This is a genomic window from Enterobacter cloacae complex sp. 394F7 (genome assembly GCF_057320385.1).
In genome coordinates this window covers 185,886-211,538 of record NZ_JBXWCS010000007.1, presented here as the reverse complement: position 1 = coordinate 211,538, position 25,653 = coordinate 185,886, and the positions used below count along the sequence as shown (strand labels likewise).

Here is a 25,653-nt window from a genome sequence, read left to right as displayed (position 1 = left end):
CTGAAACAAGACATGCTTTGTTTCATAAATCGAGCAAATGGGGTGTGATATGGATCGCGTTATTGCCGCTCAGGTCTATAACCGGATATGCGAGCTGGGAAGCCTGAGTGCAGCGGCCCGGGCGTTGGGGATCTCCCGTCCGATGGTGAGCCGCTATCTTGAGCAAATGGAGAAGTGGGCCGGTACGCGGCTGGTAAACCGCTCGACGCGCAAGCTGACGCTGACGGCGGCCGGAGAGAAGGTGCTGCTAAAAACGCGAACGCTGTCCCAGCTGTCGCAGGAAATTGAGGGTCAGTCGGAGAAAGATCTCCCTTCAGGCACGCTACGGGTGGCCTGCGCCCATTTTACCGCCATGCATCTGATTGCCCCGGTGCTGCCCGGCTTGCTTTCGCGCTACCCGCAGCTGCGCATTGAGCTGGATGTGAACAACCATCCGGTGAGCCTGGTAGGGGAACGCATTGATGTGGCGATCCGCATCACGGATAACCCAGAGCCCGGGATGATCGCCCGCAGGCTCGGGGAGTGTCGTTCCGTGCTGTGCGCGTCGCCGCAGTATCTTGCAACCCACGGCACGCCAGAGCAGGTGGAGGAGTTAGCGCAGCACAACTGTCTGCACTACAGCTTTTTCGCCGGTCAGGCGTGGCACTTCCTGACGCCGGAAGGGGAAAACGTCAGCGTCGCCGTGAGCGGCAACCTCAGCGCCAGCATCTCGTCATTGTTGATGGAGGCGGCGGTGAAGCATTGCGGCATTGCCATGCTGCCGGAGCAGGAAGCACATGCCGCGATTGAACAGGGCATGCTGGTCCCGGTGCTGAGCAGCCTGACGCCCAAAGCGTTAGCCATTCACGGTATTTATCAGTCCCGGGAGTATCAGCCCGCGGCGTTGCGCGTGTTTCTTGATGAGATAGCGCACCATCTGTCAGGCGACGCGCAGCGGGTATAGGTTACAGAATTGTCTGTGTTCCTGGGTGTGCCGGAACCATCGTCTATACTTACCCCTTTGTAAGCCAAAAGGAGAGCAAGAATGACGATTCATAAGCACGGTTCGGCACACTGGTCTGGTGATATCAAAAATGGCAAAGGGACGGTCTCAACGGAAAGTGGCGTCCTGAATCAACAACCTTACGGCTTTAACACCCGCTTCGAAGGCGCTAAAGGCACTAACCCGGAAGAGTTGATTGGCGCAGCTCACGCCGCCTGTTTCTCAATGGCGCTGTCGCTGATGATTGGTGAAGCGGGCTATACCGCAGATTCCATCGATACCACAGCGGATGTCTCGCTGGATAAAACCGATGGCGGCTTCGCGATCAGCAAAATTGCGCTAAACAGCAAGGTCACCGTACCGGGTATCGACCCGCAGAAATTCGACGGCATCATCCAGAAAGCGAAAGCAGGATGCCCGGTGTCGCAGGTACTGAAAGCGGAAATCACGCTGGACTATAAACTTAATTAAGCCTGAGCCGGGCGAAGGCCCGGCTATCCCTTCAGCGCAGCAGGAAAAACCGCTGCCAGCCATGCAATAAACGCCTTAAGCCGATGCGTCAGATGCCGGTTTTGCGGGTAAACCACGTGAAACGGATACGCCGCCGGGTGCCAGTCGCTTAAAATTTCTTGTAACGTACCCGCCTGAAGATATGCCTTTGCTGAATATGTAAACGTCTGAATGATGCCCAATCCTGCCACCGCCGCTGCCAGGTGCGCATTGCTTTCATTAACGCCGAGATAGTGCGAAATGCCGATCTCCTGCACCTCACCGCCTTTCCTGAAGCGAAACGGAAAGGGTCGCCCGGTGACCGGGGAGAGATAGCTTATAAGTTTATGTCCGTTGCGCAACTCTTGCGGATTAGCCGGAACGCCGTGCTTTTTCAGATAGCCCGGCGTTGCGCAGGTCACCATGTCGGCGTCGCCCAGATGACGGGCGATAAGGGTGGAATCGTTCAGCGGACCGCCTCTGATCACACAATCCACGTTGCCGCTGATCAAATCAACAGGACGATCCGCCACGCCAAGATCGATGCGAATATCCGGGTAGCGCTGCATGAAATCCGGGAGCAGGGGGATGAGCACGTCGCGGGCAGTCGAACCGCCAATATCCACCCGCAGATGTCCTTTCGGTGTGGCGTGAGAGACGCGAAACGAGGTATCGATATCTTCGATATCAATGAGCACCCTGACCGCTTTTTCATAATACTCCGCGCCTTCCGGCGTCGTGACCACCCGGCGGGTGGTACGGTGCAGCAGCCGTATTTCAAGATGCGCCTCAAGCGCTTTCACAAGCTTGCTCAGTGTGGCAATGGGCATGTTTAGCGAATCAGCCGCTCGGGTAAAGCTCCCGGTTTCCACAACCCGCGTGAAGGCGCGCATCGCCATGAGCTGGTCCATCTTTTTCTCTCGATTATTTCTGTCTGTGAATAGTCATTTTCATTTTTGCTGGTTTTTCACTAATCCGGCAAGGGCTAATGTGTCTCCAGCGCAAGCAAAAACGCGCACCGCAAACCCAACAAAAGGTAAATGACATGAACACAACGCTCTTCGAAAAAATCGCACTGGTCACTGGCGGCAGCACCGGTATTGGTCTTGCCACGGCGCAGGAGCTGGCGGCTCAAGGCGCCAAAGTTTATATCACCGGTCGTCGACAGGCCGAGCTGGATGCCGCCGTCGCACAAATTGATTCCCGTGCGGTGGGTATTCGTGCCGACGTCTCACAACTCGCCGATCTGGATCGAGTCTATGCGCAGATAGCAAAAGAAGAAGGGCGTCTCGATATTTTGTTCGCCAATGCGGGTGGCGGAGATATGCTGCCGCTGGGAGCAATCACCGAGGAGCAGTTTGACCGTATTTTCGGCACAAACGTGCGCGGAGTGCTGTTTACAGTACAAAAAGCGCTGCCGCTGTTATCTGCCGGGTCGTCCATTATTCTGACCGGTTCAACGGTGTCGATAAAGGGAACGGCAAACTTTAGCGTCTACAGCGCCAGCAAAGCCGCCGTGCGCAACTTTGCCCGCTCCTGGGCGCTGGATCTGCAGGGCCGTGGGATCCGTATCAACGTGGTCAGTCCTGGCCCCGTCAAAACCCCGGGACTCGGCGAACTGGTGCCAGAAGAACATCGTCAGGGGCTGTACGATGCGCTGGCTGCACAGGTTCCTTTAGGACGTTTAGGTGCGCCGGGCGAGGTGGGGAAAGTGGTGGCGTTTCTGGCCTCTGACGCGGCCAGCTTTATTAACGCCACCGAGCTGTTTGTTGATGGTGGGATGGCGCAAATTTAATCCACATTACGCCAGCAGCGCACGCTACGGCCCTCGTGTGAAGGCTGTAGCGGCTGCGGGCGTTCACACCCCTGCGTGGCCTGCGGACAACGGTCGCGGAAATAGCACCCCTCGGGCAGATGGCGGTTACCCGGGAGATCCGTTTTACGCAGCGCCAGGTTTTCATCCAGCGGCTCACCGGTTCTGGGAACGGAATCGAGCAGCAGCCTGGTGTAGGGATGACGCGGCGTAACCAGCACCTGTGCCGCCGTGCCCAGTTCGACAATCTGCCCCAGATACATCACCGCCACGCGATCGCTCATGTGCCTGACAACCGAGACGTTATGGGATATCAGCACATAGGTCAGGTTGCGTTCCTGCTGTAGCTTCACCAGTAAATTGAGGATCTGCGCCTGTACGGAAATATCCAGCGCGCTGGTGGGCTCATCCAGCACGATGATGTCCGGGTCAGAGGAAAGAGCGCGGGCGATAGCAATACGCTGGCGCTGCCCGCCGGAAAAGGCGTGCGGCAGGCGGTCGAGATATTCCGGGCGGATACCGACCTGCTGCGCCAGGTTTTCAGCAAGCTGGCGTCGTTCCCGTTCGCTGCTGCGTTTTTGCACCCACACCGGCTCGGTGATAATGCGCCAGACCGGCAGGCGCGGGTCAAGCGACGAGAGCGGATCCTGGAACACCATCTGCATACCGCCCGCGTGGTTTGTCCGTGCACACAGGCCGGCACTGGGTTTGAGCATCCCCATTAAAAGCTGCGCCAGCGTGCTTTTACCACAGCCGGATTCGCCAACAATCCCCAGCGTTTCGCCGCGATGGATCTGAAGATCCAGCCCGTTAAGAGCGTGCACCTGTTCCGTGACCCGCCCCAGCCAGTTTTTGCGTGCGGGAAAGTTAACGTGCACGCGATCCAGTTCCAGCAGTACGTCAGACATGGGTTTTCTCCTGTTGCGGATACCAGCAGGCCGCCCGCTGGCCTTCGGCCCCCTGAGGCAGTAAGCGCGGCGTTTCAGTGCATTTTACGCCCGCAGCAAAACAGCGCTCCCGAAAAGCACACCCGCGCGGAAGCTGGCTAAGATTGGGCACCGTACCGGGGATGGCAGGCAGCATCTCGCGCGGCTCGCCGTTTTCAGGCGCACACTGCAGCAGGCCGATGGAATAGGGATGAACGGGATGGTGGATCAGCGTTTGCGTGGTGCCGCTTTCAATCACGCTCCCGGCGTACATGACATACATCCGATCGCAGAGCTGTGAAACCACCGCCATATCGTGACTGATAAACAGTACCGAGGTTCCGCTGGCCCGCGCTTTATGCTTCAGCAATCGCAGTACCTGTAGCTGGACGGTGACGTCCAGTGCGGTGGTCGGCTCATCGGCAATAATCAGTTCAGGTTCGCAGGAGAAGGCCAGCGCAATCATCACCCGCTGGCGCATGCCGCCGGACAGCTCGAACGGATAACGTTCCATGACCTCCGCCGCATCCGGGATCTGCATCTCTTCCAGCAGGGTGATCGCTTTTTTCCCGGCATCACGCCGTGAAAGGGGCTGATGCTGGCGGATCACCTCCACCATCTGTTTGCCAATTCGTCGCGTTGGGTTCAGCGCTGTCATCGGCTCCTGAAAAATCATCGCCACTTTGGCACCGCGCCACTGGCGGAGCTGTTTCTCGGATGCATTCAGGACATCTTCACCCAACAGTTTTACCTGCCCGCGATGGATCCGGTAACTGCCCTCCGGCAGCAGACGCATGGTCAGCATCGCCGTTACCGATTTTCCGGAGCCGGATTCGCCCACTACGCCAACAATCTCGCCGCGTTTGATCTCCAGCGATACGTGGTTCAGGGCGTGAACTTCACCGCGAAATATCGGGAAGCTCAGGTGTAAATCGTCAATGGTTAATACTGCTTCGCTCATGCCTGTTTTCCTCCCGATTTCGGATCCAGCAGGTCGCGAATGCCGTCACCAAACAGATTAAACCCGACGGCAGTGATCAGAATTGCCGCACCAGGAAAGGCGCAGTACCACCACTGGTCGAGCACATAGTTGCGACCCACGGCCACCATCGCTCCCCATTCTGCGGTGGGCTGCTGTGCCCCAAGGCCGATAAAGCCCAGCGTGGCAGCCATCAGAATGGCGCTGCCAATATCCAGCGAGGCCTGCACGATCAGCGGTGGCAGGGCGTTACGCAGAATGTGCCAGCTGATCAAATGCCAGCGCGATGCGCCAAATGTGCGGGCGGCCTGCACATAGGTAAACTGGCGCACCACCAGGGTTTGCCCGCGTGCCAGGCGAACGTAAAACGGGATACGCACAATCGCAATCGCCAGCATGGCGTTAAACAGACTCGGTCCCAGCGCCGCCGCCAGCGCCATGGTCAGTACCAGGGAGGGAATGGAGAGCATAATGTCCATCACCCGCATAATGATGGCATCGCCGCGCCCGCCCAGCACGCCGGACAAACAGCCCAGCAGCGAGCCGATACTCCCGGCAATCACCACCACCGCCAGCCCGGCGGTAATGGATTGCTGGCTACCGACCAGCACGCGGCTGAACAGATCGCGTCCGACTTCATCGGTACCAAACCAGTGTTGCGCAGACGGGGCCTGCAACCGGGCAGTGAGATCCAGCGCGTTCGGATCATGGGGGACGATCCACGGTGAAGTTACCATCAGCAACAGCATCACCAGCATAATCACCCCGCCGATCAGCGTGAGCGGGCTTTGACGCAGCATCCAGAACAGCCTTGGCCAGTCGATGCCCGGTTTCGTTGTGTTTACGGGGACGGGCGTTTCCTCAGTCAACATCATTCGGCACCTCCGCGCCCGATACGAGGGTCAATCCACAGATAGAGCAGATCAACCACCAGATTGACGACCACATAGGCCAGTGAAACCACCACGGCGAAGCCCATGACGGCAGGGAAATCCAGCGCCTGAATGGAGGTCACCACCCAGGCGCCCATGCCTGGCCAGGCAAAGACGGTTTCGGTCAGTACCGCACCATAAAGCAGATCGCCCAGCGCCAGCCCGAGTACGGTAATGGATGGGATCATCGCATTCGGCAGGGCATACCGCAGGACGATATACCAGCCCGGCAAGCCGCTGGCGCGGGCGGTGCGAATATAATCTTCGCTGAGCTGCTCCAGCATGGCGGAACGTACCTGACGCGCCACGATGCCAAGATGAACAAACGCCAGCGTCAGTGACGGTAAAATCAGGTGTTGCAGGGCGTTGAAAAAGACCTCGCCGTTACCCTCCAGCAGGGCATCCAGCAGATAAAAGCCCGTCACGTGGGCCGGCGGGTCGAGCCAGTCGTCCAGCCTGCCGCCGCCGGGCAGAAGCTGCAGATGGCCGTAGAACAAGACGATGACGCCCAGACCCAGCCAGAAGGCCGGTGTGGAGATCCCGGTCATCGCCATCAGCCGTACCAGATGATCCAGCCAGCGGTTACGGTAGACCGCCGATAAAATCCCCAGCGGAACGCCGATCACCAGCGCCAGCAGCAGGGAACAGAACGCCAGCTCCAGCGTGGCAGGGAAGAAGGCTTTTAAATCTTCCGCCACCGGCCGCCCGGTACGGATAGAGGTCCCTAAATCGCCGTGCGCCAGGGCGTCCACATAGCGGCCAAACTGGATATAGAGCGGCTGATCCAGTCCCAGTTGCTGGCGAATGTTCTGCACAATCTCGTCGCTGGCACGGTCACCGGCCAGCAGGCGGGCCGGATCGCCGGGGATCAGGTGTGAAATGATAAAGGTGATGATACAGACACCGGCTACTACCAGGATTAACCCCCAGCAGCGCTGGCGCACAATGCTCCAGAATGTCATACACTTTCCCCCGGCGAAACCGTTACTTGCTCATGGTGGCGATGTTGAATACCTGCTCGAGCATTGGATTAAAGGTGAAGCCTTTGACCTCTTTGTTCATTGCCAGCTGGTAGTTCTTCTGGAACAGATAAACGTAGGCCGCTTCGTCAATTACAATCTTCTGCGCCTGCTGGTAATCGCGGGTGCGCTCCGCCTGGTCCGTGGTTTTCAGCGCCGCCTGCAGCAGGGAATCAACCTCTTTGTTCTCATAGAACGAGCGGTTGCCCGGCAGACCTTTTTTGTCCGACTCAAACCAGTAGTTCATGAACATGTACGGGTCGGCAAAGTCCGGGCTCCAGTTGCCAATGGCAATGTCATAGTCGCCTTTACCCACGCGGTCGCGCATGGTGGCGTTAGCCAGTTTTTCCAGCTTGACGTTGATACCGAGCTTGCCCAGGCTGGCCTGAGTGGAGAGGGCGATAGGCTCCCAGTTCGGGTCGTTGTCCGAGTAGAGGAACGTCAGGCTGGCCGGTTTATCTTTGACTTTCTCCAGCGCCGCTTTCGCTTTGGCCTCGTCAAAGCTGTACTGCATGGCGGTGGCGTCAAAGCCCCACATGCCATCCGGGATCGGGCCGCGCATCTGCTTGCCGTTACCGCTGAGAATGCCTTTCACCATTCCCTGATAATCGGTTGCCCAGGAGACGGCCCGGCGCAAATCCACCTGATTCAACGGTGCTTTGCTGTTGTTGAGATAGAGATAGGTCACGCGCAGGGACGGATACTCCGCCACGGCGACTTTGCCCTCCTGCTTGAGCGCAGAAAGCTGATCGACAGGCAGGGAGTCGGCAATATCCAGATCGCCACGGGAAAGCTGCAGGCGACGCGACGCGCTTTCACCGATAATTTTCACCGAGACGCGCTTAAAGTGGGGCTTATCTCCCGCCCAGTGCGGGTTAGGCACCAGCACCAGCTGCTGACCTTTTTGCCAGCTCTTCAGCATAAATGGTCCGGAACCGGCGGTATTCTGCGCCAGATAAGCCCGCGCGTCATCGGCGGCATTGGCCTTCAGTACGGCCGGGTTAATAATCGATGCACCGTCATTCGCCAGGGTATAGAGGAAGGGAGCAAACGGCTGGCTGAGGGTGAATTTCACCGTGTGGTCATCAACGGCGTCAATTTTGAGATCTTTCGGGAACGCTTCAGACGGCCCCTGGCTGAGTTTCAGCAGGCGCTCAAACGACAGTTTTACCGCTTCGGCGGTGACCGGCGTGCCGTCAGAGAATTTAGCATTGTCCGTCAGGGTGAAGGTCCACTCTTTCTGATCCTCAGATGCCTTCCAGCCCGTGGACAGATCGCCTTCGACCTCCGTGGTGCCAGGCTTGTACTTCACCAGACGCTGATAGGACGGATAGGTGACGGTCCAGTCGTTGTTATCGATGGTGATTGCCGGATCGAGGGTTTGCGGGTCGGCGGCTTTACCTATCACCAGCATGTCTTTCGGAACGGCGGCCTGCGCAGCAGGCATGCTCAGGGCCAGCGTGGCGGCGATAAGCGTCGTGAGAAGCGTTGTTTTCATGGCAGTGCTCCAGGTTTAAAGAGGGGGGTGCGTTAACGGAAAACAGGCGAAACGATCGTCAAGAAGGGGATAACTGGCGGCGTTTGGCAACTCGAAGTGCCACCATTCGCTGCCGATCCCCACAAAGCCGCCGCCAAACATGATGGCGTTAAGCAGCAGGCGGTTGCGCTGGGCGTGCGGCGGCACGGAGGGATGATACGGATGAGAACGGTCATCCATCTCATCAAACCCGGCCCCCATATCCAGCACGTTGTTATGTTCATCCATCAGGGTGACGTCGATGGCCGTGCCGCGGCTGTGATTGGAGCCAATGGCCACATCCACCACATATTCCGGGTTCGGGCACGCATCCCACAGCTGCGCCTGGGCCTGCTGTGGGCGATAGGCGTCGTAGACCACCAGTTTCAGTCCGGCGAGCGTGGCGATGCCAATCGATTTCGCCAGCGCGGTGGCGGCATCGGTATGTAGCAAACACAGCGCCTCCTGATAAATGGGACGGCCAGTCAGGTTATCGGCGGTGGCGTATTTCAGATCGATATGCAACTCAGGAAACATTCTGGCGACATCGATCAGTTCACTCTCTTCGGGCATAGCTCCGCTCCTTTAGCGTTCGAATTGTCCAAACTCTTGTTGTAATTCACGGTTTATCGTCAGACGGTCTGCAAGCGCATCACCCAGCGCCTGGACCACGCCTGACAGCAGCAGGTTGAAAAGACAGCTCACAGGGGCCAGCGAATCCCAGAAGTGGCCGGTATCGGTTTTAACCTGCAATAAATCAATAGGGTAATCCCGCGCCCACGGACACCAGATATCGGTGATCAGGGCCATCGGAATACTTTTCTCACTTGCGACACGACAGTACTGCCGGGCAATGGCGGAATAGGCGCGGGTATCGGTCAGCACCACATAAGGGTGGTCAAAACCGGAGTTGAGCGATTCAACCCAACTGCCGGATAACCCCTCGGAGTAGCTCACGCGCGGGCGCAGGTATTCCAGGTGGCTGAAGAAGGCGTTGGCAATCCCGCGCGTTGACTGAATACCCAGCACAAACACCGCCTCAGCATGGGTGAGCTGATGGACGATTTGCTTAAAGACATCGGTTTGTGCCAGCTGATAAACATGGGTGATTGCGTCCACCTCCAGCGAAAGGGAGTGCTGGAGGCGATCCGAGAGCGGACGCTGCTGTTGCCAGGAGTCCAGGCGTTCGTTCATACCCCAGGGCTGATAAGGATCGCGCAGGCTTTTTTTGGCATCGTCCAGGTTGCGATACCCCAGCTTGCGCAGGAAGCGCCCGACGGTGATCCCGCTGGTGCCGGTAGTCAGCGCCACGCTCTCTGCCGTCTCAAACGGTATCAGCGCGGCGTGCGCCAGCATCCAGCTTGCCACACGCTTTTCGCTGGGCGTCAGCTGGCTGAAGGTGGCTTCGATACGGTTCAGCATTTCAGGTTTGGTGGTCATTACCGCCTCGCTGTTAACCGGCTGTCAATGGCCGGAATTCTGTTACCTGGTTAACAATGCATGACGCGTGCCATGTTCACATGACGGCGAAAAGCCGCTGTGCTGTAAATTTAATGCAATATTTGATTAACCAATGATCAACATTTGTGCAGCGTAGTTCACTTTTGGTGCATTGTCGGATTCGACAGAGATGAATTTGGTGAATACGTCAGCCCCTTCACATTTTTGATAAGATACAAACACAGTGACTAAGAGAAGGAACCCGGCATGGCGAATCTGCCCTGGCGTGTCAGCGTGCGCCTGATGGCTCTCGCAAAGAAAGTGGCGATGGTCATAGGGATTATCGTGGTTGTGCTGCTGGCAGTGCGGGTATATCTCTCGCAGCAGGGGCCGGCGTTACATCTCTGGCATACCTGGCGTGCGGATGAAATGAGCGTAAGCGAGCTGGATAAGGCGAACTTTGCTGACTATCTCGACCGGGAAAAGGCCATCTTCACCGACCTGGATAACGCGGTCACGGCAAAAACGAAGGGGGAGGAGCGTACCGCCTTAAACCGCTACTACCGTCAGAGCCTGGTGTGGCCCGGAAAATTTACTCCGGATGCAAATCGCTCGTTTGTGCTGATGCCTGCCGGTAAACCGCGTGGTGCGGTGGTTTTACTGCACGGACTCACCGATTCGCCCTATAGCGTTAAGCACCTTGCCGTTGATTATCAGCAGCGCGGATTTGTGGCCGTGGTGCCGCGTCTGCCCGGGCACGGGACGGCACCAGGGGCGCTGACAAACGTTGACTGGGAGATGTGGCTGGCGGCGACGCGTCTTGCCGTGCGCGAAGCCTCCCGTCTGGCGGGGGATAACGTTCCTTTGCATCTGGCGGGCTATTCCAACGGCGGGGCGCTGGCGATGAAATACACCCTGGACGCGCTGGAGTCGCCTTCGCTGCGAAAACCTCAGCAACTGGTGTTGTTGTCACCGATGATTGGCGTCACGGCGTTTGCCCGCTTTGCCGGATTCGCAGGCTTACCGGCACTGTTACCGGCGTTTGCGAAAGCGGCGTGGCTGAATATCGCGCCGGAGTATAACCCTTACAAATACAATTCTTTCCCGGTAAACGCGGCGCGTCAGTCGTGGCTGTTGACGAAGGCGCTGCAGGAGCAGATTGGCCGCGATGCACAAAACCACACGCTGGATCGGTTGCCGCCGGTACTGGCCTTTCAGTCGGTGATGGATTCCACCGTCAGTACCCGTGCGGTTGTCACGGGGTTATTCGACCAGCTTCCGGCCAACGGCAGCGAACTGGTGGTGTTTGATATCAACCAGGCGGCGAGTTTCCGCCCGTTATTCCGGCCGTCGTCGTGGACGGCCCTCTCTGAGCTGTTGCCGTCTGCGCAAAGACGTTACAGTGTCACGATTGTTACCAACGCCAGTGCCGAGCGTTTCGCCACGGTCGCGAAGCACATCCCCGCAGGCAGCACTGAGGAGACCGTGGAGCCGCTGGCGCAGCAGTATCCGCCGGAGGTCTATTCGCTTTCGCATGTCGCCGTACCTTTCCCGCCTGATGACGATCTGTATGGCCGGCATCCTGCCGTGAAAAACCGCTATGGCATCAGCCTGGGCACCATTGCGTTGTGGGGAGAGACCTCCGTACTGAGCGTGGGTAAAGATGCCCTGATGCGGGTGACCTCAAATCCGTTTTACGACTACATGAAGATGCGGATCGACAACCGCATCGGGGCTGAGGAAAAAGGGTGATCCCTTAAGCCGTTAATTTATTAGGTAGCGCTGGTGAAGTATGTTAAACAGTAACTTCCCCGGCGCCTCCCTTATTCTGGAACCCATTCCTGTGCTCACCACCCTGATTTATCGAAGCCAGTTACATTTATCCTGCCGGTCCGCGGAATTAAGCGCGCTGGTAGAACGAGCACGAAGCCGCAATGCCAAACTGAACATCACGGGTGTCCTGCTCTCGAACGGCTGTGACGTCTTGCAAATCCTTGAGGGCGCGGAAGAGAGCGTCGTGAAGCTGTTCCACAAAATTCGCGATGATGAGCGCCACAGTGGCGTCGTCGAACTGATGCGGGACTACGGCCCCCGCAGACGGTTTGACAATGTCGGCATGCTGCTGTTTGACCTGCAGGTCCAGTCCCCAAAAGAGGTGCTTGAGTCGGTTTTGCATTACAGCCAGCTGGAAAGCTATCTCATATCCGATGATCGGGTGTTCAAATTCATTCAGACCTTTATCACCGGAAAACATACCGGCCAGACGAGGAACCCGGTGGATGCGGGAAAATGGACGCTCGCATGTGAAAAAGCGCCCTTCGGTGAGGCCATGGGGTTGATTGCCGGTCAAATCTGTCAGTTTGCGCTGCAGCCGATAGTCGAGCCCTCGGAAGGGAAAATCAGTTCACTAGAAGCGCTTATTCGTGGCAACGATGGCGGGTGCCCGGAACATTTCTTCAAAACGCTCGATCAGGACAAGCTCTACGAAGTGGATCTGCAAACCAAAGCGTATGCCTTTGCGCTTGCGGAGAAACTGGGTATCGGCAGCCATAAAATTGCGGTGAATTTGCTTCCCATGTCGCTGGTCAAGGTGCCCGGGGCGGTCGAGTTTCTGGTGGAGCAAATCAGACAACACGGGCTTCAGCCGGAGCAGGTGGTCATAGAAGTAACTGAAAACGAGATGATTTCCGGCTTTAACAAGTTCAACAGCGCGATCAAACAGCTTCGGGGTGAAGGTATTGGCCTGGCGATCGATGATTTCGGCTCCGGGTATGCGGGGCTTTCACTGCTTACCCGCTTCCAGCCGGATAAAATCAAGATCGATCGGGAAATTGTCAGCAATATTCATCTCAGCGGCCCAAAACAGGCGATTGTCCGATCGATAGTGAGCTGCTGCACCGACCTTGAGATCACGCTGGTGGCGGAAGGCATTGAGAAGCTGGAGGAGTGGTGCTGGCTGGAATCCGCCGGTATTCGCCGTTTCCAGGGGTTTCTGTTTGCCCGGCCGCAGCTTAACGGGGTGGGCGATATTCACTGGCCGCACCTGGTACGATAACGCTTTTTCCTTCCTGATTATTTCCCCTTTAGTCAGCCTGTGTTTAAATAGCTAAAACGGTTTAACATAGTTTAGCTGCGAGGATGACATGGATAAAATCTGGGTACTCGGTGATGCAGTGGTGGATTTACTGCCAGAGGGGGACGGCAAATTGCTGCAATGTCCCGGCGGCGCACCGGCAAATGTGGCGGTCGGCATCGCCCGACTGGGCGGAAAAAGTGCCTTTATTGGCAGGGTTGGCGACGATCCGTTTGGCCGCTTTATGCAGAAAACGCTGGCGGATGAGCAGGTTGATGTGCAGTGGATGCGCCTCGATCCGGCTCACCGCACCTCAACGGTGGTGGTTGATCTGGACGAACAGGGCGAACGCTCGTTTACGTTTATGGTTCGGCCGAGCGCCGATCTGTTTCTCGATTCCACCGATCTGCCGCCTTTCAGGGCCAAAGAGTGGCTGCACGTCTGCTCCATTGCGCTCAGCGCGGAGCCGAGTCGCTCTGCCACTTTTCAGGCGATGGATGCAATTAAAAAAGCCGGTGGTTTTGTCAGCTTCGACCCCAACATTCGCCCCGACCTCTGGCAGGATGAGGGCGATCTTCGCCGTTGCCTCGAACTGGCGCTACAGCGCGCGGACGTGGTGAAGCTCTCCGTTGAAGAGCTGACGTTTTTGACCGGCGAATCCCATATCGAAACCGGTCTGGCGGCGCTGATGCGCCATTGTCCGGCCCGACTGGTGCTGGTGACGCTGGGTAAAGAGGGGGTAATGGCCTGGCATGAGGGCATCACGACACACTATCCGGCCACACCGGTAGCGTGTGTTGATACCACCGGCGCAGGCGATGCGTTCGTCGCAGGGTTGCTGTTCGGCCTGGCCTCGTCAGGCCAGGATCTGGCAACAACCCTTGCACTGGCCCAGCGCTGTGGTGCACTGGCCACGACGGCCAAAGGGGCAATGACCGCGCTGCCGTACCGTCACAACCTGTAATTCCTTCCTGGCCGCCGACCGGCGGCCTGAATTGTCGCCTCGATCACACTTACTAAAACGGTTTAGCAAAAAGTATTGCCGATCCAAAATTCACGGGTTTAGTATCAGCAACCTAAACCGGTTTAGCAATTTAGCATTATCAAAACACTTTTTTTAGGGATGCGACAAAATGTATAAAAAACGCAGATTTGCCGTGATGATTGGCATGCTGGCCGGTAGTACCTCTGTTTTTGCCCAGACCGATATGACAAGCATTGAATCGCGCCTGGCGGCGCTGGAACAGCGTCTTCAGGATGCGGAAATGCGCGCCCAGAATGCGGAGAAACGCGCGACGGCAGCAGAACAAAAAACGCAGCAGCTGGTTGCCGCGCAGCAGCAGACACAGACCACCACCCAGGAGGTGGCCCAGCGTACCACGGTGCTGGAAAAGAAAGCCGATCAGAGTAGTGGTTTTGAATTTCACGGTTATGCCCGCTCAGGCCTGCTGATGAATGATGCGGCGTCCAGCAGCAAAAGCGGTCCGTATCTGACGCCTGCCGGGGAAACCGGGGGCGCGGTCGGTCGTCTGGGTAACGAAGCGGATACCTACGTTGAGCTAAATGTGGAACACAAACAGACGCTGGAGAGTGGGGCGACCACGCGCTTTAAGGCCATGTTAGCCGACGGGCAGAAGACCTATAACGACTGGTCAGCCGATACCAGCGATCTTAACATTCGTCAGGCCTTTGCCGAGCTGGGCAATCTGCCTGATTTCACTGGCGCGCTGAAAGGGAGTACCTTCTGGGCCGGTAAACGCTTTGACCGCGATAACTTTGATATTCACTGGCTGGATTCTGACGTCGTGTTCCTCGCCGGTACCGGCGGCGGTGTCTACGACGTGAAGTGGAATGATACGCTGCGCAGCAACTTCTCGATTTACGGGCGCAACTTCGGCAGCGAAGAGCAGATCGACAACAACGTTCAGAACTATATCCTCAGCATGAATCACTTTGCCGGGCCATTCCAGCTGATGGTGAGCGGCCTGCGGGCGAAGGATAACGACGAACGCAAGGACAGCAATGGCGATCTGATTAAAACCGATGCGGCGAACACCGGCGTGCATGCCCTGGTGGGTCTGCACAATGACAGCTTCTACGGCCTGCGAGAAGGCTCAGCGAAAACGGCGCTGCTGTATGGTCACGGCCTGGGGGCAGAAGTTAAAAGCATCGGCTCTGATGGCGCGCTGCTGTCAGAAGCCGATACCTGGCGCTTCGCAAGTTACGGTGTCACGCCGCTCGGCGGTGGCTGGCATATCGCGCCTGCTGTACTGGCCCAGAGCAGTAAAGACCGCTACGTCAAAGGCGACAGTTACGAGTGGGTTACGCTCAATACCCGCCTGATCAAAGAGGTTACGCAGAATATCGCCCTGGCGTTTGAGGGCAGCTATCAGTACATGGATTTGAACCCGGAAGGCTACAAAGATCGCAACGCCGTTAACGGCAGCTTCTACAAGCTGACCTTCGCACCGACCTTAAAGGCGGGCAAAATTGGCGATTTCTTCAGCCGTCCTGAACTGCGCCTGTTTGCCACCTGGATGGACTGGAGCAGCAAACTGGATAACTACGCCAGCGATGACGCCTTTGGCAGCAGCGGCTTTAACGCTGGCGGGGAATGGAACTTTGGGGTCCAGATGGAAACCTGGTTTTAACCCTTCACGCTCCCGCCAGGCGGGAGCGTATCAAACATCATAAAAATGAAGTCAGGCAGAGGTAACTATGGATTTTGATAATATTTCCCGTGCGCTCATTCCGCTGCTCGGTGGCAAAGAGAACATCGCCAGTGCCGCGCACTGCGCAACGCGCCTTCGTCTGGTGCTGGTCGACGATGCGCTTGCTGACCAGCAGGCCATCGGCAAGGTCGAGGGGGTGAAAGGCTGTTTTCGTAACGCGGGCCAGATGCAGGTGATTTTTGGCACCGGCGTGGTGAATAAGGTTTACGCGGCTTTTATTCAGGCGGCAGGGATAGGTGAATCCAGCAAGTCAGAAGCGGCAGATCTCGCGGCGCGTAAGCTCAACCCGTTCCAGCGCATTGCCCGCCTGCTTTCCAATATTTTCGTACCGATCATTCCCGCCATTGTTGCGTCCGGTTTGCTGATGGGCCTGCTCGGAATGGTGAAAACCTACGGCTGGGTGAATGCCGATAACGCCATCTACATCATGCTGGATATGTGCAGCTCGGCGGCGTTTATTATTTTACCGATCCTGATTGGTTTTACCGCCGCGCGTGAGTTTGGCGGTAATCCCTATTTAGGCGCCACGCTAGGTGGCATTTTGACCCACCCGGCGCTGACCAACGCCTGGGGCGTGGCGTCCGGCTTCCACACCATGAACTTTTTCGGCCTTGAGATTGCCATGATTGGCTATCAGGGAACGGTGTTCCCGGTGCTGCTGGCCGTCTGGTTTATGAGCATTGTGGAGAAAAACCTGCGCAAGGTCATCCCGGATGCGTTAGACCTGATCCTGACGCCGTTCCTGACCGTCATTCTCTCCGGTTTTATCGCGCTGCTGATTATCGGCCCGGCGGGACGCGCGTTAGGCGATGGCATCTCCTTTATTCTGAGCACGCTGATTACCCACGCGGGCTGGCTGGCCGGTTTGCTGTTCGGCGGGCTCTATTCGGTGATTGTTATTACCGGCATTCACCACAGCTTCCACGCGATTGAAGCCGGGCTGCTGGGGAATCCGTCGATTGGCGTTAATTTCCTGCTGCCCATCTGGGCCATGGCGAACGTGGCGCAGGGTGGTGCGTGCCTGGCGGTGTGGTTTAAAACCAAAGACGCAAAAATCAAAGCCATTACCTTACCGTCGGCGTTCTCGGCCATGCTCGGCATTACCGAAGCCGCTATCTTTGGTATCAACCTGCGTTTCGTGAAACCGTTTGTGGCCGCGCTGATTGGCGGTGCGGTGGGCGGCGCATGGGTGGTGTCGGTGCATGTCTACATGACGGCGGTAGGGCTGACGGCGCTACCGGGGATGGCCATCGTACAGGCCAGTTCGCTGCTCAACTATATTATCGGCATGGTGATTGCCTTTGGCGTGGCGTTTACCGTCTCGCTGCTGCTGAAATATAAAACGGACTCTGAATAATGACATTACCTTCCCGCTGGCCTGCCGTGCTGCAGGCCGTGATGAAAGGCCAACCGCACGCCCGTGCCGACCGCCACTACCCGCAGTGGCACCCGGCACCGGTGACGGGGCTGATGAACGATCCGAACGGTTTTATCTGGTTTGCCGGGCGCTACCATCTGTTTTATCAGTGGAACCCGCTGGGCTGCGATCACCGGTATAAATGCTGGGGGCACTGGAGTTCGCACGATCTGCTGCACTGGCAGCACGAGCCGATGGCGCTGATGCCAGATGAAGAGTACGACCGCAGCGGTTGCTATTCCGGCAGCGCCGTGGACAACAACGGGATGCTGACGCTGTGCTATACCGGCAACGTTAAGTTCGATGACGGCAGCCGCACCGCCTGGCAGTGCCTGGCGGTGGAACAACCGGACGGGACCTTTAAAAAACTGGGGCCGGTGCTGGCGCTGCCGGATGGCTACACCGGCCACGTGCGCGACCCGAAAGTGTGGCAGCACGACGGGCAGTGGTACATGGTGCTGGGCGCGCAGGATGTGCAAAAGCGGGGCAAAGTGCTGCTGTTCAGGTCTGCCGATTTGCACACGTGGGAATCGTGCGGAGAAATCGCCGGTCACGGCGTCAACGGACTCACGGATGCGGGATACATGTGGGAGTGCCCGGACCTGTTTGCCCTCGACGGGACGCACGTTCTGATCTGCTGCCCGCAGGGGCTGGCGCGTGAGCCGCATCGTTATCTCAACACCTATCCGGCAGCCTGGATGAGCGGGGCGTTTGACTATCAGCGCGGCGCATTTGAGCACGGTGCGTTACACGAACTGGATGCCGGTTTTGAATTCTACGCCCCGCAAACGACGCTGGCGGAAGATGGCCGGCGGATCCTGATTGGCTGGATGGGCGTGCCTGACGGGGAAGAGATGCTGCAGCCCACCCGGGCACAGGGCTGGATCCATCAGATGACCTGTCCGCGAGAGCTGCGCTACCGCGACGGCAAGCTCTGGCAGACTCCGGTGCGTGAGCTGGAAATGCTGCGTGAAGAGGAACTGCACTGGCAGGGCAACGCCTGCGATGCGCCGGAGCTTGATGCCTCGCGCCTTGAGTTCGAGCTGAGCGCTGCCTGCGCGAAACTGGATTTTGCCGGTGCGCTGCACCTCACGGTCGATGGCAATGGCCTGCGTCTGGAACGTGCCAGCCTGCAAACGGGTGAGACGTTAACCCGCTACTGGCTGGGTGAGGTTTACCATCTGCGCGTTCTGTGCGACCGCTCCAGCGTCGAAATTTTCATCAACCACGGCGAAGGGGTGATGAGCAGTCGCTATTTTCCTGACCAACCGGCCCGGGTGCGATTCGAAGGTGCGTCCGACATCACATTACGCTACTGGTCGCTGCGCGGCTGCATGGTAGAATAGCGGTTTTGGCAGCCGGATCTAAGTCGTTGTGAGAAAAACAAAACGCGTCACCATTAAAGACATCGCGGAGCTGGCGGGGGTGTCAAAAGCCACCGCCAGCCTGGTACTGAACGGACGCAGCAAAGAGCTTCGCGTGGCGGAAGAGACCCGTGAGCGCGTGCTGGCCATTGCGAAAGAGCATCACTACCAGCCCAGCATTCACGCCCGCTCGCTGCGCGATAACCGCAGCCACACCATTGGTCTGGTGGTCCCGGAGATCACCAACTACGGGTTTGCCGTGTTTTCTCACGAACTGGAGACGTTGTGCCGCGAGGCGGGCGTTCAGCTGCTCATCTCCTGTAGCGATGAAAACCCGGGGCAGGAGACCGTGGTGGTCAACAACATGGTGGCGCGTCAGGTCGACGGGCTGATTGTTGCCTCCAGCATGCTCAACGATGCGGATTACCAGAAACTGAGTGAACAGCTGCCCGTGGTGCTCTTTGACCGCCACATGAATGACAGCTCGCTGCCGTTGGTGATCACCGATTCCATTACCCCGACAGCCAAACTGGTGGCCGACATTGCCCGCCAGCACCCTGATGAGTTTTACTTCCTCGGTGGGCAACCACGGCTTTCCCCCACGCGCGACCGCCTTGAAGGGTTTAAGCAGGGTTTGCGCGACGCGAACGTTACGCTGCGCCCGGAGTGGATCATACACGGAAATTATCACCCGAGTTCCGGTTACGAGATGTTCGCCGAACTCTGTGCTCGCCTGGGGCGTCCGCCAAAAGCCCTGTTTACCGCCGCCTGCGGCCTGCTGGAAGGGGTGCTGCGCTACATGGGGCAGCACAATCTGTTGCAAAGTGACATCAGGTTAGCGAGCTTTGACGATCACTATCTTTACGATTCGCTCACGATCCCGGTGGATACCGTGCGCCAGGATAACCGTCAGCTTGCATGGCACTGCTTTGATCTGATTGGGAAATTGATCGACGGTGAAACGCCAGAGCCCGTGCAGCGGAAACTGGATGCCACCCTGCAGCGGCGCTATAAAGCGGCAGAATAGCCCTGCCGGACGACGGGATACATCAATAACTTTAATTAATTTAAGTTTTGGTTTAGCCGATAACCATAAGGAATAATTTTCTTTGAGGTATCGGTTCATGTCGTTAAAAAAATCATCCCTGATTGTCTTTTTCTCGCTGCTTTTCTTCTTTATCGCCAGCACCCTCACCAGCGTTGGCCTCATCATCAAAAGTAATAACTCCCTGGATAACGTGAACAAAGAGATCCAGGTGGTGCTGTCAATTATTGATCCCATCAACCATAGCCGCACGCTGCGCGTCCGGGTGATGGAGTATGTGAAGATGGTAGAGGCGGGCGCATCAGCGGATGAATCTGCGAAGCTTGCCGCAGTAAAAGAGGCACTGACCAAAGCCGATCGCGCCTTTGCTGCCTTTATGGCGTCTCCCCGTCTGACCGATGAAGCGCCGCTGGTAAGCGCTTATCAGGATGCCTGGCAGAATTACCGTAACCAGGGGCTGGCACCGCTCATTGATGCTGCCGCCGCGCACGATATTGCCAAATTCAATGCCCTGATACCGGAAGTCTCGCGCCTCGATCGTCAGTATGAGATTGTCCTCGACCAGGTTCTGGCCGTACATCAGGCCTATGCAAAAAGCCTGAACGAAGATGCGAGCAGTAACTTTGTTTCTGGCCTGGCGATTATCGCTGCTATCGCGCTGCTGTTTGTGCTGGTGATCGTCGCCGTCAGCCTGCTTATGAAACGCCTTGTTCTGGCACCGGTTAATCTGGCACGTGAACATTGCAGCCAGATTGCCGCAGGCAAACTCGATATTCCGGTGCCTGTGAAGGGGAATTCCGGCAATGAAATTGATCACCTGATGGGCTCTATGGAGCAGATGCGCCAGGCGCTGCTGGCAACCATCGCCCAGGTGCGTGACGCGAGTCATACCGTGACCCATGCCGCACAGGAGATTGCCTCCGGGAATATCGACCTGGCTTCGCGCACCGAACAGCAGGCTTCTGCGCTAACCCAGACGGCGGCCAGCATGGAAGAACTGAGCGCGACCGTCGCCAATAACACCGATAACGTCTATCAGGCCGGAAAACTGGTGCAGGACGCGGTGAAAAATGCCCACACCGGGGAGGCCGTCACGCGTGAAGTGATTGAAACGATGAATACCATCGCCGCGAACTCGAAGCGCATCGAGGACATCACCAGCGTGATCAACAGCATCGCTTTCCAGACCAACATTCTGGCGCTTAACGCGGCGGTAGAAGCGGCGCGCGCCGGTACCCAGGGGCGTGGTTTCGCCGTGGTAGCCAGCGAAGTTCGCACGCTGGCGCAGAAAAGCGCGGTGGCGGCCAAGGATATCGAAAGCCTGATTGCCCAGTCGGTTTCCAGCGTCAAAAACGGTGCCGAACTGGTGGGGCGCTCAGGGGAGGTGATTGACTCGATTATCAGTTCCGTCAATAAAGTGAACACGCTGATGGAGCAGATCTCTGTGGCCTCTGAAGAGCAGAGTCGCGGGATTAGTCAGGTCGGGCAGGCAGTGACGGAGATGGACGGCGTGACCCAACAGAACGCCGCGTTGGTGCAACAGTCCGCCGCGGCAGCCGCGTCGCTGGAAGAGCAGGCCCAGCAGCTCACGCGGAGTATTTCGAGTTTTAGTTTGCCAGTGCAGGCTTGATATTATTGTGGATTGTAAGCCGGGTAAGCGTAGCGCCACCCGGCAATAAACGCGGCTAAATTGTTGGTTTCAGCTTAATTTTGCAAATTGTTTTGATTCAACAACCGGTGCGACGGGCATTATCTTTGGCGATGTTTCGCTGATAGCCGATGTAGCCGAAGGCATACCAGTAGCGCCGGGAATAAAAAGAAAATTAATCCTGTCAGGAATGCGTCATCCCCATGAAAATGCAGTATGGCATTAAAAAATACGCCAGCAGCCACGCCGACCACTAATAAAAATATAAACACCCAGACAGTGTGGTACCAGAGGATATAATTCGTCAGTCTGCCTATCATTACCGGATTGCTCCTTTTTAATGTGTCTGTTTCTATTTCCTGCTGCAGGGCATGACGCTATGAATAATAGACAGAGATGTAATGATTACAAACTTTTAACTAAAAATAGTTAATTAAGCCTCGCTTTAGAGTATTGTTAAATAGAAGGTTTTTTGGATGATTATAGGAATAGTCTCAACAACAGGAGTAGGGCATTTAAAAAGCATCAATATCAAACCTGCTGAATAAATAACCTGATTTAAAAGCGCGAACAGAACGGCATTATTACGGGTTTTAATTTTTATGCTGTTTCCGTTCGTCAGTCGCGAAAAGCGTAAACCACATTGACTACGATGTTTTTAAAAATTTTTAGCAATATTTTTGTTCCTCATCCGTCTACCTCATCACAAGCCATAATCAGTTACTGTAAACGAGGTCAACACCATGAGAGAGTTTGATATGCACGGCAGAGGTCACGGGCGCGGATTCGGTCGCCACCGTATGGGCAAGGGCTTAGTCATCGGCGCGGTCATTTTTATCGTGCTCGGTCTGCTGGTGATGTCCCTGTGGAACGCCTTACTCCCGGCGATCCTCGGCGTGAAAGCCATTGGCTTCTGGCAGGCGCTGGGCATTTTGATATTGAGCCGGATCCTGTTTGGTGGTCTGGGTTTCCGTCCGGGTATGTTTGGTGCGCACCGCCGGATGCACGAACGCTGGATGAACATGACGCCCGAACAGCGTGAAGCGTTCATGCAGCAGCGCCGGGAAGGATTTGGTCGCCATGGTCGCGGGCACTGTGGCTGGCACGGCCACCGTGATGACAAGCGTGAAGACAACGCGCCAAAAGCGCCGGACGCAGAGTGAGCGAGATGAAAACCGGGGAGGCGGGCGGATCCTTGCTGATGTCGGCGGTTAATGCCTGCCGCGCCCGGCTGAGAGCCTTTATTAGCGGAAGAACGCCGGTACGTGACGACGCCGACGATATTTTGCAGGAGATCACGTATCAGCTGATGAAGGTGGAACAGCCGGTCGAAAACGTTGCCGCGTGGCTGTTTCGCGCGGCGCGAAATGAGATGACCGACCGGGCGCGGAAAAAGCGTGAAGTATCGCTCTCCGGTTATTTCAGTTTCACAGGCGAGGAGGATGACGATTTTCCGGAAGATGAGATCGCTGAAACCCTGTTCGGCGTTCCGCATACCCCGGAAGAGGAGTACCTCAAAACGCTGCTGTGGGAAGAGCTGGGGCAGGCGCTGGCTGAACTGCCCGCAGCGCAGCGCGAGGTCTTTGAGAAGACGGAGCTACAAGGCTACAGCATCAAATTGCTGGCCGGGGAAACCGCGGTTAGCGAGCAGGCATTATTATCGCGTAAGCATAAGGCCGTGTTGTTCCTGCGCACGCGATTGCGGGATGTGTATGACGCGCTGACAGGGGGATAATGTTCCCGGCAGACAAAACCTTACACTGTCGGGACTTGTAGATTCATCACTATCGTTTATGATCGGGGCGTCTTGTTATTTTGGAACGTTATGCGCAACCGTCAGCTTCTCGGTAAATGGCTTCTGATAATCACGTGTCTGGCAATGGCAATTTGCCTGGTTCAGCGTGCGGTTTATCTCAACCATTTTTTACAGGGGCTGGATCCTCAGGTGCAAACGCTCATGATGGCTGACGCCCCGGGTCAGGAAGCTGAACAGCCCGGCCCGTCGCCGTGTCAACTTGGCGCACAGTCTTTGCTTTGCGCCCAGCCGCTGTTTTTTGACGGTGCGCTACCGGCGATTATTATCTTCTTCGCTCTGCTGCAGTTGTTTACCCAACGGCGCACATTTCTCTCCAGGGAGCAGCCTGTCCAGGCACCGCCTCCCCGAATACACCTCAAAAACTGCGTTTTCCGTGAATGAAAAACATCGTCACCACACGATAATTTTCACTATTCACGGAGTAAAACATGGTTAACCTTTTCAGGGGACTCGTCCTCCTGTGGCTGTCCTGCATGGGTATTGCTCATGCGGCAGATACGGGCTGGCTGGTGTCACCGCAAAACGATCACGCCCGCATCCGCTTTCAGGCTGAGCGGGATCACGACCGCATCATCGGCCTGCTCAGCGTGGAGCTGCAGCCCGGCTGGAAAACCTACTGGCGTTCGCCGGGCGAGGGCGGCGTGGCCCCGAAAATCAGCTGGCCACAGGGCGTTAAGGATACCTGGTACTGGCCGGTTCCTTCCCGCTTTGATATCTCGGGCCTGACGACCCAAGGCTACCACGATAGCGTCACGATCCCCATTACGATCGCCGGGACGGACGCGGATGTGCTCGATGCCACGCTTACGCTCTCAACCTGCAGCAACGTCTGTCTGTTGACGGACTATAAGCTGCATCTGGATTTCCGCACGCCAGCGGATGCGGGCTTTCGTACGGCATTCGAAGACGCGATGCGTTCAGTACCCGGTGCGTCAGGCGTGTCGTCAGACTTCAGCGCCTGGTTATCAGACGGCAAGCTGATGATGACGGGCACGACGGAAGGCGAATGGGTCAATCCCGGGATCTATTTTGACCCGCTGGAGGGTGACATTCTGCCCGGCGAACCGGTGATTAAGCACACCGGAAACCGGCTTCAGGTCGCGGTTCCGGTCACTGATGAGTGGGGCGATAAACCCGCGACGCTTGCGGGGAAAACGCTGTCGTTTGTCGTCACCAATGGCGATAAAGCCCAGCAAACGCAACTGACCGTAGGCGCAGCCCCCGCAGACGTGGTGCAGAGTGCGCCAGCGGGAACAGTCAAAATGTTGGCCTTTGCACTGCTGGGCGGTCTGATCCTGAACCTGATGCCCTGCGTATTGCCGGTAATGGGCATGAAGCTCAGCAGCGTCCTGCAGGCGGGTACGGACACGCGGAAAATCCGGCTGCGTTTTCTGGCGACCAGTGCGGGTATTCTGACCTCCTTTATGCTGCTGGCCACGATGGTAACCGTTCTGAAACTCACCGGTGCGTCGCTGGGCTGGGGCATCCAGTTCCAGAACCCGTGGTTTATTGGGCTGATGGTTGCCGTGACCTTTATCTTCGCGCTGAACCTGTTTGGTGCGTTTGAGCTGTTTCTGCCTTCCGCCGCCACCGGACGGCTCGCCACAACGGGCGGAACCGGACTGACGGGCAGCTTCTGCGAAGGCGTGTTTGCCACGCTGCTTGCCACGCCGTGTTCCGCGCCGTTCCTCGGTACGGCCGTGGCCTTTGCGCTGGGCGCACCGCTGCATTCCCTGTGGCTTATCTTCCTGATACTCGGGGTGGGCATGAGCTTGCCGTGGCTGTTCGTGGCGCTGATCCCCAAAACCGCCTTGTTGCTGCCAAAACCTGGCCGCTGGATGAATACCCTGAAGGTGATTCTGGGGGGGATGATGCTGGCCTCCAGCCTGTGGCTGGTGACGTTGCTGAGTCTGCATCTGGGCGAGATGTTCAGCCACATCCTCATGCTGCTTCTGATTGTGGTCGCCATTGTGGTCTATGCCCTTCGCGGTCAGACATCATCGCCGCTGTTCTGGGTGGTGGTGATTGCGCTGGCCGTATTCGGGGGATATCAGCTGCGCGGGATAATGAACGCAACGCCGGTAACCACGGCTGAGAATAGCGAACAGACGATCCCGTGGCAGCCGCTCAGTGAGGAGGCAATCAGCGATGCGCTTGCGCAGGGGAAACGGGTGTTTGTGGATATCTCGGCGGACTGGTGTGTCACCTGCAAGGTGAATGAGCATCGGGTGCTGAATCAGCCGGAGGTTATCGCCGCGCTGCGCCAGCCGGATGTGGTGGCGCTACGCGGAGACTGGAGCCAGCCATCAGAGACGATTGCGGCGTTTCTGAATTCACGTAATCGCTACGCCATCCCGTTTAACCAAGTGTATGGCCCTGGAACGCCGGAGGGCGACATCCTCTCGCCATTGCTGGACAAACGCACCCTGATGACCACCCTGAACAAAGCAAAAGGCTAACGC

At 57.1% G+C, this 25,653-nt stretch carries 23 protein-coding genes; 15 read left to right on the top strand and 8 right to left on the bottom strand.

Features of this window, described 5'->3' with window-relative positions; all coding sequences use genetic code 11:
• Positions 1-49 precede the first annotated feature (49 nt).
• Both AC2FAK_RS12660 and AC2FAK_RS12655 read left to right on the top strand, forming a co-directional pair.
• Complete coding sequence (locus AC2FAK_RS12660) at positions 50-943, top strand: LysR family transcriptional regulator (protein ID WP_170942752.1); 894 nt, start codon at positions 50-52, stop codon at positions 941-943.
• An 81-nt stretch (positions 944-1,024) separates the two neighbouring features.
• Positions 1,025-1,453 (top strand): OsmC family protein, encoded by a 429-nt coding sequence (locus tag AC2FAK_RS12655; RefSeq protein ID WP_020690322.1) that lies wholly within the window; start codon positions 1,025-1,027, stop codon positions 1,451-1,453.
• 23 nt (positions 1,454-1,476) lie between these two features.
• Here AC2FAK_RS12655 and AC2FAK_RS12650 read toward each other — a convergent pair whose 3' ends face one another.
• Positions 1,477-2,382, bottom strand: coding sequence for a LysR family transcriptional regulator (locus AC2FAK_RS12650; RefSeq protein ID WP_095455251.1), 906 nt, complete (start codon positions 2,380-2,382; stop codon positions 1,477-1,479).
• A 134-nt stretch (positions 2,383-2,516) separates the two neighbouring features.
• Between AC2FAK_RS12650 and AC2FAK_RS12645 the strand changes: the two genes are divergently transcribed.
• Positions 2,517-3,266 (top strand): SDR family NAD(P)-dependent oxidoreductase, encoded by a 750-nt coding sequence (locus AC2FAK_RS12645; RefSeq protein WP_029883329.1) that lies wholly within the window; start codon positions 2,517-2,519, stop codon positions 3,264-3,266.
• Here AC2FAK_RS12645 and AC2FAK_RS12640 read toward each other — a convergent pair.
• Genes AC2FAK_RS12640 through AC2FAK_RS12610 form a run of 7 tightly spaced genes read right to left on the bottom strand, consistent with a single transcriptional unit; the run spans position 3,263 to position 10,096 of the window.
• Positions 3,263-4,192 carry an ABC transporter ATP-binding protein gene (locus AC2FAK_RS12640; protein WP_029883328.1) on the bottom strand — a complete coding sequence of 310 codons (930 nt, stop codon included), beginning with the start codon at positions 4,190-4,192 and terminating at the stop codon, positions 3,263-3,265. The genes AC2FAK_RS12645 and AC2FAK_RS12640 overlap by 4 nt on opposite strands.
• Positions 4,185-5,171 carry an ABC transporter ATP-binding protein gene (locus AC2FAK_RS12635; RefSeq protein ID WP_095455250.1) on the bottom strand — a complete coding sequence of 329 codons (987 nt, stop codon included), beginning with the start codon at positions 5,169-5,171 and terminating at the stop codon, positions 4,185-4,187. The genes AC2FAK_RS12640 and AC2FAK_RS12635 overlap by 8 nt, the downstream gene beginning before the upstream one ends.
• The gene (ddpC, locus tag AC2FAK_RS12630) at positions 5,168-6,064 is read right to left on the bottom strand and encodes a D,D-dipeptide ABC transporter permease (RefSeq protein WP_095455249.1); all 897 of its coding nucleotides are present in this window, start codon (positions 6,062-6,064) and stop codon (positions 5,168-5,170) included. The genes AC2FAK_RS12635 and ddpC overlap by 4 nt, the downstream gene beginning before the upstream one ends.
• Positions 6,061-7,083: an ABC transporter permease gene (locus AC2FAK_RS12625; protein WP_013096543.1), complete on the bottom strand. Its 1,023-nt coding sequence runs from the start codon at positions 7,081-7,083 to the stop codon at positions 6,061-6,063. Before AC2FAK_RS12625 ends, ddpC begins: the two co-directional genes overlap by 4 nt.
• A gap of 22 nt (positions 7,084-7,105) precedes the next feature.
• Entirely contained in the window at positions 7,106-8,638 is a 1,533-nt protein-coding gene (locus tag AC2FAK_RS12620) for an ABC transporter substrate-binding protein (protein ID WP_023619646.1), read from the bottom strand.
• 15 nt (positions 8,639-8,653) lie between these two features.
• A complete protein-coding gene (gene ddpX / locus AC2FAK_RS12615; RefSeq protein ID WP_095455248.1) occupies positions 8,654-9,229 on the bottom strand; it encodes a D-alanyl-D-alanine dipeptidase in 576 nt (191 codons plus the stop codon).
• 12 nt (positions 9,230-9,241) lie between these two features.
• Positions 9,242-10,096 carry a MurR/RpiR family transcriptional regulator gene (locus AC2FAK_RS12610; protein ID WP_013096546.1) on the bottom strand — a complete coding sequence of 285 codons (855 nt, stop codon included), beginning with the start codon at positions 10,094-10,096 and terminating at the stop codon, positions 9,242-9,244.
• A 267-nt stretch (positions 10,097-10,363) separates the two neighbouring features.
• Here AC2FAK_RS12610 and AC2FAK_RS12605 point away from each other — a divergent pair, with 267 nt between their 5' ends.
• The 12 genes from AC2FAK_RS12605 (at position 10,364) to AC2FAK_RS12550 (ending at position 25,650) form a co-directional block, all read left to right on the top strand.
• Positions 10,364-11,848: an alpha/beta hydrolase gene (locus AC2FAK_RS12605; protein WP_095455247.1), complete on the top strand. Its 1,485-nt coding sequence runs from the start codon at positions 10,364-10,366 to the stop codon at positions 11,846-11,848.
• Positions 11,849-11,939: 91 nt separating this feature from the next.
• Positions 11,940-13,151: a diguanylate phosphodiesterase gene (locus AC2FAK_RS12600; protein WP_170942753.1), complete on the top strand. Its 1,212-nt coding sequence runs from the start codon at positions 11,940-11,942 to the stop codon at positions 13,149-13,151.
• Positions 13,152-13,239: 88 nt separating this feature from the next.
• Complete coding sequence (locus AC2FAK_RS12595; protein WP_058650749.1) at positions 13,240-14,133, top strand: aminoimidazole riboside kinase; 894 nt, start codon at positions 13,240-13,242, stop codon at positions 14,131-14,133.
• Positions 14,134-14,302: 169 nt separating this feature from the next.
• Positions 14,303-15,820 (top strand): carbohydrate porin, encoded by a 1,518-nt coding sequence (locus AC2FAK_RS12590; RefSeq protein ID WP_095455245.1) that lies wholly within the window; start codon positions 14,303-14,305, stop codon positions 15,818-15,820.
• A gap of 67 nt (positions 15,821-15,887) precedes the next feature.
• On the top strand, positions 15,888-17,258 hold the full coding sequence (locus tag AC2FAK_RS12585) for a sucrose-specific PTS transporter subunit IIBC (RefSeq protein ID WP_029883319.1): 1,371 nt from the start codon (positions 15,888-15,890) through the stop codon (positions 17,256-17,258).
• Complete coding sequence (locus tag AC2FAK_RS12580; protein WP_095455244.1) at positions 17,258-18,664, top strand: sucrose-6-phosphate hydrolase; 1,407 nt, start codon at positions 17,258-17,260, stop codon at positions 18,662-18,664. Before AC2FAK_RS12585 ends, AC2FAK_RS12580 begins: the two co-directional genes overlap by 1 nt.
• A 28-nt stretch (positions 18,665-18,692) precedes the next feature.
• A complete protein-coding gene (locus AC2FAK_RS12575) occupies positions 18,693-19,709 on the top strand; it encodes a LacI family DNA-binding transcriptional regulator (RefSeq protein WP_020688679.1) in 1,017 nt (338 codons plus the stop codon).
• A gap of 97 nt (positions 19,710-19,806) precedes the next feature.
• Positions 19,807-21,357: a methyl-accepting chemotaxis protein gene (locus tag AC2FAK_RS12570; RefSeq protein ID WP_023619630.1), complete on the top strand. Its 1,551-nt coding sequence runs from the start codon at positions 19,807-19,809 to the stop codon at positions 21,355-21,357.
• A gap of 761 nt (positions 21,358-22,118) precedes the next feature.
• On the top strand, positions 22,119-22,538 hold the full coding sequence (locus AC2FAK_RS12565; RefSeq protein ID WP_013096556.1) for a hypothetical protein: 420 nt from the start codon (positions 22,119-22,121) through the stop codon (positions 22,536-22,538).
• Positions 22,539-22,543: 5 nt separating this feature from the next.
• Positions 22,544-23,110, top strand: a complete 567-nt coding sequence (locus tag AC2FAK_RS12560) for an RNA polymerase sigma factor (RefSeq protein ID WP_095455275.1) — start codon at positions 22,544-22,546, stop codon at positions 23,108-23,110.
• Between the two features lie 90 nt (positions 23,111-23,200).
• Positions 23,201-23,572, top strand: coding sequence for a hypothetical protein (locus tag AC2FAK_RS12555; RefSeq protein WP_013096558.1), 372 nt, complete (start codon positions 23,201-23,203; stop codon positions 23,570-23,572).
• Between the two features lie 47 nt (positions 23,573-23,619).
• A complete protein-coding gene (locus tag AC2FAK_RS12550) occupies positions 23,620-25,650 on the top strand; it encodes a protein-disulfide reductase DsbD family protein (RefSeq protein ID WP_095455243.1) in 2,031 nt (676 codons plus the stop codon).
• Positions 25,651-25,653: the final 3 nt, after the last annotated feature.